The organism is Amycolatopsis sp. NPDC051371, from assembly GCF_040682155.1.
Lineage (GTDB): Bacteria > Actinomycetota > Actinomycetes > Mycobacteriales > Pseudonocardiaceae > Amycolatopsis.
Window position 1 is genome coordinate 44,390 of record NZ_JBFBAG010000004.1, and the last position, 12,788, is coordinate 57,177.

The window sequence follows — 12,788 nt, forward strand, 5'->3', positions numbered from 1 at the left end:
CCCACGCTCACCGGCGTGCCCTGATCAGGGCGAGCGCCTCCGCCCGCGACGACGGGGAGTTCTTCAGCTGCCCGCGCACGGCGGAGGTGGTCGTGCGGGCGCCGGGCTTCCGGATGCCGCGCATGGCCATGCAGAGGTGTTCGGCCTCGATCACCACGATGACCCCGCGCGGTTCCAGCTTCCGCACGATGGCGTCGGCGACCTGGGACGTCAGGCGCTCCTGGACCTGGGGGCGCTTGGCGTAGAGGTCGACGAGCCGGGCGAGCTTAGAGAGGCCGGTGACTTTTCCGTGGGCGTTCGGGATGTACCCGACGTGCGCGACGCCGTGGAAGGGCACCAAATGGTGTTCACAGCTGCTGTACATCGGAATGTCCGTGACCAGCACCAGTTCTTCGTGGGACTCGTCGAAGGTCCGGTCCAGCACCGCATCGGGCTCGGTGTAGAGACCCGCGAACATCTCCTGGTACGCGCGGGCGACCCGGGCGGGGGTGTCCTTCAGACCGTCCCGCTCCGGGTCTTCGCCGCATGCCAGAAGGAGCTCGCGGATCGCCTTTTCCGCCCGGTCTTGGTCGAAGACCGGGCGGTCGGCGTCACTGAGACTTCTCTGGTCCGTCCCCGTCACGACGCTCCCCTTCGCTCTGCTGGTTGCCGGCTTGGTCGGCGAACCAGCCGTGCTCGCGAGAGCGATCGTCACCACCGGGCCGCCACGACTGGCCCGGCTGACCGCCCGGCGAGGTCGCGGGCGTCCAGCCCGGAGGGGCACCGTAGTTCGGGGGGCCGCTCTGGCCCACCGGACCACCCTGGTAGCCACCCGCCTGCGGACCACCGGCTTGCGGCCAGTGCGCCGTGCCGTTGGCGCCACCGTTCGGGCCGCTGTAGGGACGGCCGCCGTTCGGGTAGGCGCCCGGCGGCGGCGGGGCGTACGGGTTGGCGTTGGGGTCGACCGGCGCCGGGTACGGCGGGCCGCCGGGCAGGTCGCCCGCGCCCTGGGCGGTGCCGACCGGGGTCGGCTCCGGCTTCAGGACCGGCTTCTCCTTCTCCGGCGGCGGCCACGGCTCGCCGCGCTCCATCGCCAGCTCGCCCGGGGTCTTGATCGGCGGCTTGTCCGACGGCGTCCGCTCACCGAACTCGTTGAACACGGTGATGTGCGGGCGCTTCTCGACCGTCGCGAAGATCCGCTCCAGGTCCTTGCGAGTCAGCGTCTCCTTCTCCAGGAGCTCGATGACCAGCTCGTCGAGCACGTCGCGATAGGTGTTGAGCACGTGCCACGCCTCGGTGTGCGCCGTCTCGATGAGCTTGCGCACCTCCTCGTCGATCTCGTGCGCCACCTCGAGCGAGTAGTCCGCCTGACGGCCGGCCGAGCGGCCCAGGAACGGGTCGCCCTGCTCCTGGCCGTACTTGACCGCGCCCAGGCGGGCGCTCATGCCGTACTCGGTGACCATCGCGCGGGCGATCTTCGTCGCCTGCTCGATGTCCGAGGACGCGCCGGTGGTGGGCTCGTGGAAGACGAGCTCCTCCGCCGTGCGGCCACCCATTGCGAAGACCAGCCGCCCGATCATCTCGGAGCGGGTCATCAGGTCCTTGTCGTCCTCCGGGACGAGCAGGGCGTGCCCGCCCGTGCGGCCGCGGGGCAGGATCGTCAGCTTGTAGACCGGTTCGATGTCCGGCATCGCCCACGCGGCGAGCGCGTGCCCGCCCTCGTGGTAGGCCGTGATCTTCTTCTCCTTCTCGGAGATGATCCGGCTCTTGCGGGCGGGGCCGCCGACCACGCGGTCGACGGACTCCTCCAGCTCGACGTCGCTGATCACGTGCCCGTTCTTGCGGGCAGTGAGCAGCGCGGCCTCGTTCAGGACGTTGGCCAGGTCGGCGCCGGACATGCCGACGGTCCGCTTGGCCAGGCTGCCCAGGTCGGTGCCCTGGGCGATCGGCTTGCCCTTCGAGTGCACCTCGAGGATCGCGCGACGGCCACGCATGTCGGGCGCGGACACCGGGATCTGCCGGTCGAACCGGCCGGGGCGCAGCAACGCCGGGTCGAGGATGTCGGGCCGGTTGGTGGCCGCGATCAGGATGATCCCGCCGCGGGCGTCGAAGCCGTCCATCTCGACGAGCAGTTGGTTCAGCGTCTGCTCGCGCTCGTCGTGCCCGCCGCCGAGGCCGGCGCCGCGCTGGCGGCCGACCGCGTCGATCTCGTCGACGAAGATGATGCAGGGCGCGTTCTGCTTGGCCTGTTCGAACAGGTCACGGACACGCGACGCACCGACACCGACGAACATCTCGACGAAGTCCGAGCCGGAGATCGTGTAGAACGGCACGCCCGCCTCACCGGCGACGGCTCGCGCGAGCAGCGTCTTGCCGGTACCGGGCGGCCCGTAGAGCAGCACGCCCTTCGGGATCTTCGCGCCGAGCGCCTGATATCGCGCCGGGTTCTGCAGGAAGTCTTTGATCTCGTACAGCTCTTCGACGGCCTCGTCGGCACCCGCGACGTCCCCGAAGGTCGTCTTGGGCATGTCCTTGTTCAGCTGCTTGGCCTTGGACTTGCCGAAGTTGAGGACGCGGTTGCCGCCGCCCTGCGAGTTGTTCATCATCCACATCAGCAGGCCCAGCACGAGGGCGAGCGGGATGGCGAAGATGAGGATCTGCGTCAGCACACCCTGCTGGGTCACCTTGGTGGTGAACTTGATCGGCTGGCCGCCGGTCTTGGCCGCGGTCAGCGAGTCGTAGATCGGGCGGGTGGCATCCGCCGGATACTGCGAAATGATCTGGGTGACCTGCTGGCCGTCCACATCGACGGGCTTGACCAGCAGTAGCTTGAGCTGCTGTTCCTTGTCTTCGAGGCTCGCTTCCTTGACGTTGTTCGAGGAGATCTGGGAGTTCGCCACCGAGATGGGTGCCTGGGTGTACCCACGATCACTGTCGAAGATCGTGTTGTACGCGAACAACGCCAGCAACCCCGCGACGATCCACAGCAGTGGGTTCCTGAGCACGCTCTTCCGGTTCATACGACTCGGCCCTGGTGGCCTCGACCCTCCCTGGTTGGGCGGCTCCTGTGATACCCGCCAGCACGATCTTGACAACCCGTGGTGCCTGGACACCCGTTCTCATCAGGGTACCGTCCGCTGCCGCGTTCATCCCCTGTGAGCCTCTCGCAGGTCAACGGGCGATACCGCGCCCGGGTTCCCGCTCGGCGTCCACACCGGTCACGCTATCGCGTGCCGTCCGACACACTGTTCACCATCTCGCCCAGCCGGGTCCGCAGCGTCGCCGGGTCCGCGGGGGCCACCGTGACCCACTCGCGGCCGTCCGTACCTGCGCGGGAGAGGCTGAGGTAGCGGCCGGTCGCGGTGTCGAACCAGGCCAGCACCCGGGAGCGCTGCTTGGCTCCGACCTGCGAACGGCTGTTCGCTGCCAGCTGACCGCCGCGCTGCCGCGGCTGCCCGGAGATGCGGCCGTAGGCCTCCCGCGGGTCGGCCGTGACGCGTTCGCTCAGCGGTGTCCGGCGCGCCCGTCCCCGCTCCTCGGCCGGGTTCGACGGCAGGGACACGGGCACCCGGATCGGCGCGGTGCGCAGGGCGTCGTCCAGCGGAAGTGTGACCGACGCCTCGCTCCCGCGCGCCCCGGCCGGGAGCACCCCGACGACGGCGGAGACCAGGCCGTCCGGTGGGACGTCCCGCAGCCAGATGCCGTCGGCGTCCTGGACCGCGAGGACACCCTGGGTGTCGTCGGCCGCCGCGAGGACGCCGATGGTGGGCGCCTCGAACTGCGGGATGTGCAGGGCGTCGATGGTCAGCGGGGCGAAGGCCAGCAGCTGCAGCGCGTCCTCGATCGGCGGCGCGAGCCTGCCGCGGGGTTCGCGGATACCGCGAGCCTTCAGCTCGGCGTCGACGCGGTGGCGCAGCGAGACGCGCTCGTCTTCGGTCGCGCCGTGCGATCTGACCAGCAGCGGGTACGGCAGCTCGCCGACCTGCGCCGACTCCCACAGGAAGTCGAACGCCAGCGGCGAGAAGAACTCTTGCATCACTACTCTCCCGGGTCGGACTCTTGCTCAGCGTAGCCCGCACCACCGACAAGAAGTGCTCATCGGCCGGGCACGCTCGGAGAAACCGGAGCCCGATCTTGGCAGAGACCGGCCGACGCGGCCCGCGAGGCCGGGGCAGGCGCCGCCGATCCGCTCGCCGCCGGCCCACCAAACGTCTTGAATGACTCATTCAGGTCTTCGGAGGTCCTGAATGACTCATTCAAGACATCACCCGCGCCGAGCTACAAGGTGCCCCTCGTGGACCGTCCCGGCAGAGGGCGTCAGACCGTGCTGGTCGTCGCCGCTCCCGCGAGCATCTCGCCGAGCCGGTGGCGCAGGGTCGCCGCGTCGGCCGGGGCGATCGTGATCCAGTCGCGGCCGTCGCGGCCGGTGGTCGCCTGGGTGAAGTAGCGGCCCGTCTCCGTGTCGAACCAGCTCAGCACCGGTGTCCGCGTGCGGCCGCCCATGCGGGACCGCGCGTTGGCCGCGATCTGGCCCCCGCGCAGCCGCGGCTGGGCGTGCAGCTTCGCCAGCGCCTTGCGGTCTTCGTCGGCCGAAGCACGCTCGTCGCCGTTGCCGCGGCGCGACAGGAAGTCGACGCCGTGGGCGCCGACCAGCTGCTCCAGCGGGACCGTGACCGACTTCTCCGAACCGCGCGGGGCACCGGGGAGCAGCGAGATGATCGCGCTCGCCAGGCCGTCCACCGGGCACGGCTGCAGGTGCAGGCCCCGCGTGTCCTGCACGGCCAGCAGCCCCTGCCCGCCCAGCACGCCGGCGATCGCCAGCAGCGGTTCGGCGTCCGGGGCGATCAGCTGGATCGCGTCCAGGCTCAGCTCGGACTGCGCCAGCACGCCGAAGTAGTCCTCGACGTGCGGTTCCGGCCGGCCGCGGCCGTCGGCCAGCCCGCGCGCGGCTAGCCCTTCCAACGTGCGCTGACGCAGCATCGACCGCTCGTCCACGGTCTCGCCGTGCGAGCGGATGCGCAGCGGGTACGGCAGCTCGCCCAGCCCGGCGGACTCCCACAGGAAGTCCACCTCGACCGGGGTGAGCAGCTCAGCGTTCGGCATCGAGCCACCCCCAAGTGAAACCGGCCGGGCACGCCGTCGGCGTGCCCGGCCGAAAGGATCAGCGGTCTTCGTCGTCCTCGGACCACGCGCCGATGACCGGCGGCGGGGTCGCCTGGTTCGCGCCGAAGGCCGCGTCCGGGTCGGCCTCGATGAGGAACGACGCGTGCGTGTGCTCCTCGTCCTGCTCGCCCTGAGCACCCTGCGGGGCCATGCCGCCCATGCCGCCCGGGTTCATCGGCGGCGGGGTCTGCCCGCCGATCGTGCCCGCCGACGAGACGAGGCCCTGCTGCGGCGCATGGGCCGACGCGGCGCTCTGGCCCTGGCCGTCGGCCGAGGCGAGTGACGTCTCGTTCTCCGCCTTCGCGCCGGACCGGTTGCCCTTGCCCAGCGCGCGGGAGGCCAGCGCACCGAGGCCGCCGGCGGCACCGCCGAGGCCGAGACCCATGCCAATCTTGCTCAGCGGGTTGCTGCCACCCGGCTGCCCGGCGCCCGAGCCGACGTGGCCCGCGCCGGTGCTCGTGCCCGCACCCGGGCCCGCGACGGAGCCGCCGGAGCCGTCGCCGCCGAGTGCCGCCGCGTCCTGGCCGAAACCGCCGGCGCCGACACCGGCACCGTGGACGCCGTTCGGGCCGACTGCCGCGTGCTGCGCGTCGAACGCGCCGCCGTGGCCGCCGAAGCCCGAGCCGCTGGAGGCGAACACCGCGCCGCCCGCGCCCGACAGGCCCTGCACCGGGCCCGTGCTGCCGACGGTGTTGATCCCGGAGAACGACACGGAGTTGTGCGAGCCCGTCGGCTTCATGCCGAGCGACTCCGGGCCGAAGCTCGGGGTCGAGCCGTCGACCTCGCTCATCGACTTGGTGTAGGCGTTGAAGAACGCGACCTGCTGCGCCTTGACGTCGTTGGCCGCGTCCGCCTGCGCTTTCTGGTCGGCGATCAGCGCCGCCGGGCCGCCGGCCAGCGCGGCCGCCATGGACTGCTTGGGGTCGTAGTCCTTGGGGGCCGGCATCTTCTTGACCTCGGCGGCCGCCGAGGCCTGCCGGGCGAGCCGGTCGGACATCGTGTGCGCGGCCTCGGACGCCTGCGAGCCCGAGTTGGCGATGGCCACCAGCGCGCCCTGCGCGCCCGCGGCACCGCGGCCGACCCACGCGTTGCCCAGCTCGGAGATCGCGTTGTACAGGTGGTCGGACGCCTGCTTCAGCTCGGTGCCGTGGTGCGACCAGGCGTGCCCGGTCGCCTCGGCCGTGCCGGGGTCGTTGTTGTTGACCGCGCCGTCGTACAGCTGCTGGCTGGCCTGCGCGTTCCAGTTCGGCGGGTTCGCGATCGCGCGGTCGCTGCCCATGTCGAAGCCGTCGGAACGGCCGCGGGCGTCCGCGACGATGTTCTGCGCCGACGAGTTGTCGCCGAGCGGGACCAGCGAGCCCGGGTCGGTGGTCGACGGCTGGTCGCTGTGGTTCGGAGCCATGACTTCGAGTCCCCCTCTGGGCTCAGGCGTTGCGGAACGGGTCGGCCGCGGCCTGGTCGATCTCGTGGTACCGGGACATCGCCGTGACGATGCCCTCCTCGGCGGCGGTGTACTGGTCGAGCAGGTTCTGCAGCGCGGAGGCGTAGGAGTCGTTCCCGCCGTCGGCGCGCTGGACGAACTTGGCGGCCATCGCGTTGCCGACCGGGTTGTCCCCGAGCTTCGGCGGCTGCGCGAGGGTGCCCGCTCCGCTGAGCAGGGTCTCGACCGCATCCTTGCCGGTGCGGATCTTGTTCAGCACGGTCTGCGCGGCGTCGGGGTCGATTCCGACCTGACCCGCCGCGGCCGCGGCCTTGAAGGCGTTCGCGTCGGCAGCGCTGCTGTTCCCCATTTGAGCTCTCTCCCGTTCCCCCGACCCGGTCACCGCGGGCACGAATGGTCTTCGCATAGGTTAACGCACGTGATCAGAGCCTATGACGCAATCCGCGATGCCGGGGTTCCGCAGATCCGGTAGTTGCGGTGAACGGTCGGTGAACTCCGCCGGTGCACTCCGCCGGGCTCTACGCGGTGTAGACCTTCGGGTCCAGCGTCCCGATGTAGGGCAGGTCCCGGTACCGCTCGGCGTAGTCCAGGCCGTAGCCCACGACGAACTCGTTGGGGATGTCGAAGCCGATGTACTTCACCGGGACGTCGACCTTGACCGCCTCCGGCTTGCGCAGCAGCGAAACGACCTCGAGCGACGCGGGGTTGCGGCTGGCGAGGTTCTTCAGCAGCCACGACAGCGTCAGGCCGGAGTCGACGATGTCCTCGACGATCAGTACGTCCCGGCCCGCGATGTCGCGGTCGAGGTCCTTGAGGATCCGCACGACGCCCGACGACGACGTCGACGAGCCGTAGGAGGAGACGGCCATGAATTCCAGCTGCGTCGGCAGCGGCAGCGCGCGGGCGAAGTCGGTCATGAACATGACCGCGCCCTTCAGGACACCCACCAGCAGGAGTTCACCCTGCCCGTTGGCCGGATAGTCGGCGGCGATCTGCGCCGACAGCTCCGTGATCTTGTCCTTGATCTGCTGCTCGGTGACGAGCACGGAGGCGATTTCGCCCTCGTACACGGGTCATTCTCCTCAGGTGGTGGGTTGGGAGGTGACGCAGAGCCTGCCATGCGCCCGGCGCGCCTCCAAGTTGCCCGGCAACCAGACGCCGCCCTGACCACGCCACCGGGCGACCAGCTCGTCGACGGCACGGAGGTGCGCGTCGGTGAGTTCGCGCACACCCGATTGCAGCAGCCACCTGCGGATTACCCGTCGCCGGATCGCCGCGGGTTCGGCCTCGAGGACGCCGACTTCCAGACCTTCGGAGCCGCCCGCGCGGGTGAAGATCATGTCCGCCATTGTGTCCAGCGCCTCACTGTCCTCGCGCAGCTGCGCGGCCGTGCGGGCGAGTGCGCCGGCGACCCCGCCGTTGAGGACGTCTTCCAGCAACGGCAGGACTTCGGTGCGCAGCCGGACCCGGGTGAAGCGCGCCTCGGCGTTGTGCGGGTCGTACCAGGGCTCGACGCCGAGCTCGGCGCAGGCGGCCCGGGTGGTGGCCCGCGCGACGGCGAGCAGCGGACGGCCCCACGGCGGGTCGTGCGGCCGCATCCCGGCGACGCTGCGCGGGCCGGAGCCGCGGCCGAGCCCGAGCAGGACCGTTTCGGCCTGGTCGTCGAGGGTGTGGCCGAGCAGGACGAGGTCGTGACCGGCCAGCGCGCGATAGCGGGCCTTGCGCGCGGCGGCTTCCGGGCCGCCCGGGCCGGTGACGTCGGTCCGGCGCACTTCGGCTTCGTCGACGCCGAGGGACTTCGCGGCCTCGGCGGCGTCGCACGCGATCTTCGCCGAGCCCTCCTGCAGGCCGTGATCGACGACCAGCGCGCGGACGCGGTGGCCGCGGTGGTGCCCGACGTACGCCGTGGCCTCCACGAGGGCGAGGGAGTCGGCGCCGCCGGACACCGCGACGCACAGTTCGGCCGGGGCGTCGACAGCGTCCAGGAAGGCGCGCACGGCCCGGCGGACGGCCGCGACCGCCTTGTCCGTCATCCGTGCAGGCGCCGGACCCACGCGGCCGGGTCGGCGATCTCGGCGCGCGAGGGCAGGGTGTTCGGCGACCGCCAGACGGCGTTGAACCCTTCCATGCCGACGGCGTCCACGACGTGCTTGGTGAACTTCGCGCCTTCTTCGTACTGACGGATCTTCGCGTCGACGCCGAGCAGCGCGCGCAGCAGCCGGTCGAAGACGCCGCCGCCCTTGCGCCGGGCGGTGAACCGCGCGCGGATCGTGTCGACGCTCGGGACGACCTGCGGGCCGACGGCGTCCATGACGAAGTCGGCATGGCCCTCCAGGAGCGTCGAAAGCGCCAGCAGCCGGTCGAATACCGCGCGCTCCTTCGGCGACTGGAGCAGCTCGGCGAGGTTCAGCTTCGGCCCTTGCTTGATCGCCTCGGGCAGCCGGCCGACCAGGTCGGCGAGGCTGTCGGAGCCGCCGCCGGCGAGCCCGGCGACGAGCCGTTCGACCTCGTCGGCGAAGTAGTCGCGCAGCCAGGTGACGGCGGTGAACTGGAGCCGGTGGGTGCATTCGTGCAGGCAGACCCAGAGCCGGAAGTCGTGGCCGGGGACGTCCATCGCGCGCTCGGCGGCGACGACGTTGGGCGCGACCAGCAGCAGCCGGCCTTCCCGGTCGGGGCCGCCGAAGGGGTCGTACTGGCCGAGCACGCGGCTGGCCAGGAAGGCGAGCACCAGCCCGGTCTGCACGCCGGCGCCACCGGCCAGGATCGGCCCGAACGGGCCGCCCTGCTGCGGCAGCGCGCGCCCGGTGAGCGCGTCGAGCCCGGCCGCGGCCGAGCGCACCCAGCCGGGGCGATCGACGACTTCTCCGGGCAGCAACGGCAGGTCGAGGCCCAGGTTCGTCAGCTGCCGGACGTGCCCTTCGGCCTCCATGGTCAGCTCACGCAGGTCGGTGACGGCCGCCTCGGCATCTTCGCGCGGAACCTGCGGGCCTCCGCGCACGAGCAGCGCGCCGGTCTGCGCGGCGAGCGCCCAGTCGACCATGGGCCGGGTCTCGGTTTCCTGACTCACCCTTCCGACGCTACCTGCCCCGGACGGGTTTCCGGCCACGATCTCCGCACGGTTCGGCGTCCGCCGCTACGAGCACCCGCACTTTCGCAGGCTCGTGGCGAGAGCATCGATCGCGTCGCGGCCCGGCTGCTGGTCCGAGCCGTTGGACATGAACGCGAACACCAGCACCCGGCCGTCCTGGTCGAGGACCAGCCCCGCGAGCGTGTTCACGCCGGTCAGCGTGCCCGTCTTCGCCCGCACCCAGCCGCGGCCGGCCTGCGACGCCGGCGTCTCGAACCGTTTGTCCGCGAGGGTGCCGGACCCGCCGGCCACCGGGAGGCCGGCCAGCATCGCGCGCAGCCTGGCGGTGTTCGGGTTCTTGCCCTCCGGCGCCGCCGCGGCCGCCATGAGCTGGGTCAGCAGCTTCGGCGGGATCTTGTTCTCGCTCGAGATGCCGCTGCCGTCGGAGAGCTTGACGCCGGTGGTGTCGAAGCCGTGCTCCTTGAGCACCTTGATCGTCGCCGCGGCGCCGCCGGCGAAGGTCGCCTCCTGGCCGGTCGCCAGCGCCACCTGGCGGGCGAGGGCCTCGGCGAGGACGTCGTCGGACAGCTCCATCGTGTCGGAGACCAGCTCGGTCAGCGGCGCCGACTTCACCTCGGCGAGGACCTTCGCGTCCTTCGGCGCGGCCGCCTGGCCGCCGCCCGAGGCGCTGAGCTTCGACGCGATCGTCGACGCCAGCGCGCTGCCCGCGTTGGGCACGCGCATGGAGTTGTTGTTCTTCGCGTCCTGGCGCCCGGCGTCGGCCATCACCGACCCGATCTGCGTCGCGAACGTCGAGGGCGCGTCGCCCGCGGCCCAGCCCGGCGCCGTCGTCGCGCCCTTGAACAGGCTCAGGTCGACCTGCACCTTCTTGACGTTCGGGTTGGCCTTCTTCACCTGCGCGACGAGGTCGTCGACGTGCGCGGCACCCGGGTACAGCGGCGACTCCGTACCGAGCGGCAGCGCGGTGAGGGTGACGTCGCCGCCGCCGACCAGGATCACCGTGCCCGGGTCGGCACCCTGGACGATCTTCGTCGACAGCCGCGTGTTCGGGTCCATCGCGAGCAGCGCGGCGGCGGTGGTCAGCACCTTCGTCGTCGACGCGGGGGTCACCGCCGACGACGAGCCGTGGTCCCAGAGCGTGGTGCCGCTGACCGGGTCGACGACGCTGCCGTTGAGCTGGCCGAGCGCGCTGTTCCCGGCCGGGCCGGCCAGCACGGACTTGACGCCGTTCGCGGTCGGCGCCTGCCCGGACGTGTCCGGCCCCTGCAGCTTGCGCGTGGCCGCGGCGGGATCCGGGCTGTCGCCCTTCGGCGCGTTCGGCGCCCACGGCAGGCCGAGGCGGTTCGACACCTTCGGCATCGCGGCGGCGATCCCGCCACCGGCCAGCACCAGCAGGACGACCACGACGAGCGCGATGATCTTGCCCTTGCGCCGCTTCTTCTTCGGCGGCTCCTCGGCGGACGCGGGCTCGGCCGGCGGCGGGGGCTCCGCGGGCGGCTCGTTCCGCGGTTGCGGCTGCTGCTGGAAGGCCCCGGGGAACTGGGTGGGCCGCTCGATCCCGACGGTCGCCTCGGCGTCGAACCGCTGCCCGTCCGGCTCGATCCGCATCGGCCGGGCCAATGACCCGGCGGACGCCGGCGGGACGACCCCGCGCGGCGGCTCCGGCGGCAGCCCCGTCCGCCGGCCGTCCGGTTCGGCGACACGGTCGTCCGGGACATCCAGGCGCTGCGCCCAGGGCGCGTCGGCGCGCTGCTGCTGGGGCTCGTCACGACGCTGCGGCTCCGAGCGCTTCAGCTGCTCTTCGCGGCGCTGCTGCTCCTCGCGCCACTGCTGCAGCTCTTCCCGCCACGGCTGCCCTTCGGGCTTCTCGGGCTGGGGCTCGTCGTGACGATCCCGCTGCTCACCTGGCCAGACGCCGCGCTCCACGGGCACCCACGGCGCCTTCGGCGACTCCATCTGCTGGGTGCTCTGGGCGTCCGGCTTCGGCTTCGCCTCGATGTACTGAGTGCTTTCCGCGCCCGGCGCCTCGGACTTCTCCACCTCGATGTACTGGGTGCTCTCCGCGACCGGCGCCGGTTCGGAGACGGGCTCCGGCTGGGGCTCGGCCTCGGCCGGCTTCTGCTTCGGCTCGCGCGAACCGAGCCGGTCGGCCAGGTCCTGCTTGGCGGGGGCCGGCGAGGGCGGCGGCTCCTCCTCGGGGGCGTTCAAACCCGGGATCGGCTCGGGCTCGACGTTCGGCGCGAACCACGATCCCTTCGGCGCCTCACTGCTTGTGACCTTGGGCACGCCAGACTCCCCCGGCGCCTTCGCCGGCGGGTCCGGCAGCGACATCGGCGTGGTCTTCCGCGCGCCGGACGACGAGCGGTCTTCGTCCGACGAAGGCCACCTCGGCTGGTCGTTTTCCGGCACCCACCACTCCTTCTCACCTGCCCCGCAAGGGGCCAAGCTCACATGCGTCCGGGCCGACATCGATGCGACCCCGGCGCAGGGCGTAGTCCACACTAGGAGACGTCAAGACAGTCATGAAGGTTGCCGCCCGCGACGCGTGGCATGCCGGGACCTATGAAGAAGCAGTGAGGACAGGCGTGGAGTTCGACGTCACGATCGAAATCCCCAAAGGGGAGCGCAACAAGTACGAGGTCGACCACAAGACCGGCCGCATCAAGCTGGACCGGACCCTGTTCACGGCCACGCAGTACCCGGCCGACTACGGCTTCATCGACGACACCCTCGGCCAGGACGGCGACCCGCTCGACGTGCTGGTCCTCGTCCAGGAGCCGACGTTCCCGGGCTGCCTGATCCGCTGCCGCGCGATCGGCATGTTCCGGATGACCGACGAGAAGGGCCCGGACGACAAGGTCCTCGCGGTCCCGAGCGCCGACCCGCGCCTGGAGCACTTGCGCGACATCCACCACCTGAACGAGTTCCACAAGCTGGAGATCCAGCACTTCTTCGAGGTCTACAAGGACCTGGAGCCCGGCAAGAGCGTCGAAGGCTCGTCCTGGGTCGGTCGCACCGAGGCCGAGGCGGAGATCGCCCGGTCGTACGAGCGCGAGACCGACCGCCTGGCCAAGGAAGCGGCCGACGGCGGCTCGGCGCACTAGTCCCCCAACGCCG

General features: G+C 71.6%; 11 protein-coding genes. 1 reads left to right on the plus strand and 10 read right to left on the minus strand.

Translation table 11 applies throughout. The features are described from left to right. Window positions 1–7 precede the first annotated feature (7 nt). The 10 genes from folE to dacB form a co-directional block, all read right to left on the minus strand. Window positions 8–622, minus strand: a complete 615-nt coding sequence (gene folE, locus AB0M59_RS06655) for a GTP cyclohydrolase I FolE (protein WP_364609829.1) — start codon at window positions 620–622, stop codon at window positions 8–10. After that, window positions 591–2,999, minus strand: coding sequence for an ATP-dependent zinc metalloprotease FtsH (gene ftsH / locus AB0M59_RS06660; protein WP_364609832.1), 2,409 nt, complete (start codon window positions 2,997–2,999; stop codon window positions 591–593). Before ftsH ends, folE begins: the two co-directional genes overlap by 32 nt. Window positions 3,000–3,202: 203 nt before the next feature. Then, window positions 3,203–4,018, minus strand: a complete 816-nt coding sequence (locus AB0M59_RS06665) for an ESX secretion-associated protein EspG (RefSeq protein WP_364609835.1) — start codon at window positions 4,016–4,018, stop codon at window positions 3,203–3,205. Window positions 4,019–4,296: 278 nt separating this feature from the next. Further along, window positions 4,297–5,082: an ESX secretion-associated protein EspG gene (locus AB0M59_RS06670; protein WP_364609838.1), complete on the minus strand. Its 786-nt coding sequence runs from the start codon at window positions 5,080–5,082 to the stop codon at window positions 4,297–4,299. A gap of 58 nt (window positions 5,083–5,140) precedes the next feature. Next, on the minus strand, window positions 5,141–6,544 hold the full coding sequence (locus AB0M59_RS06675) for a hypothetical protein (protein ID WP_364609841.1): 1,404 nt from the start codon (window positions 6,542–6,544) through the stop codon (window positions 5,141–5,143). A gap of 22 nt (window positions 6,545–6,566) precedes the next feature. Next, window positions 6,567–6,932: a hypothetical protein gene (locus tag AB0M59_RS06680; RefSeq protein ID WP_364609844.1), complete on the minus strand. Its 366-nt coding sequence runs from the start codon at window positions 6,930–6,932 to the stop codon at window positions 6,567–6,569. A gap of 169 nt (window positions 6,933–7,101) precedes the next feature. After that, window positions 7,102–7,653, minus strand: a complete 552-nt coding sequence (gene hpt / locus AB0M59_RS06685) for a hypoxanthine phosphoribosyltransferase (RefSeq protein WP_364609847.1) — start codon at window positions 7,651–7,653, stop codon at window positions 7,102–7,104. Window positions 7,654–7,665: 12 nt separating this feature from the next. Next, window positions 7,666–8,616: a tRNA lysidine(34) synthetase TilS gene (tilS, locus tag AB0M59_RS06690; RefSeq protein ID WP_364609850.1), complete on the minus strand. Its 951-nt coding sequence runs from the start codon at window positions 8,614–8,616 to the stop codon at window positions 7,666–7,668. Continuing rightward, a complete protein-coding gene (locus tag AB0M59_RS06695; RefSeq protein WP_364610685.1) occupies window positions 8,613–9,623 on the minus strand; it encodes a zinc-dependent metalloprotease in 1,011 nt (336 codons plus the stop codon). The genes tilS and AB0M59_RS06695 overlap by 4 nt, the downstream gene beginning before the upstream one ends. Before the next feature lie 93 nt (window positions 9,624–9,716). Beyond that, window positions 9,717–12,080, minus strand: a complete 2,364-nt coding sequence (gene dacB / locus AB0M59_RS06700) for a D-alanyl-D-alanine carboxypeptidase/D-alanyl-D-alanine-endopeptidase (RefSeq protein ID WP_364609853.1) — start codon at window positions 12,078–12,080, stop codon at window positions 9,717–9,719. A 176-nt stretch (window positions 12,081–12,256) separates the two neighbouring features. Between dacB and AB0M59_RS06705 the strand changes: the two genes are divergently transcribed. Beyond that, window positions 12,257–12,775, plus strand: coding sequence for an inorganic diphosphatase (locus tag AB0M59_RS06705; RefSeq protein ID WP_364610688.1), 519 nt, complete (start codon window positions 12,257–12,259; stop codon window positions 12,773–12,775). The last annotated feature ends 13 nt before the right edge of the window (window positions 12,776–12,788 follow it).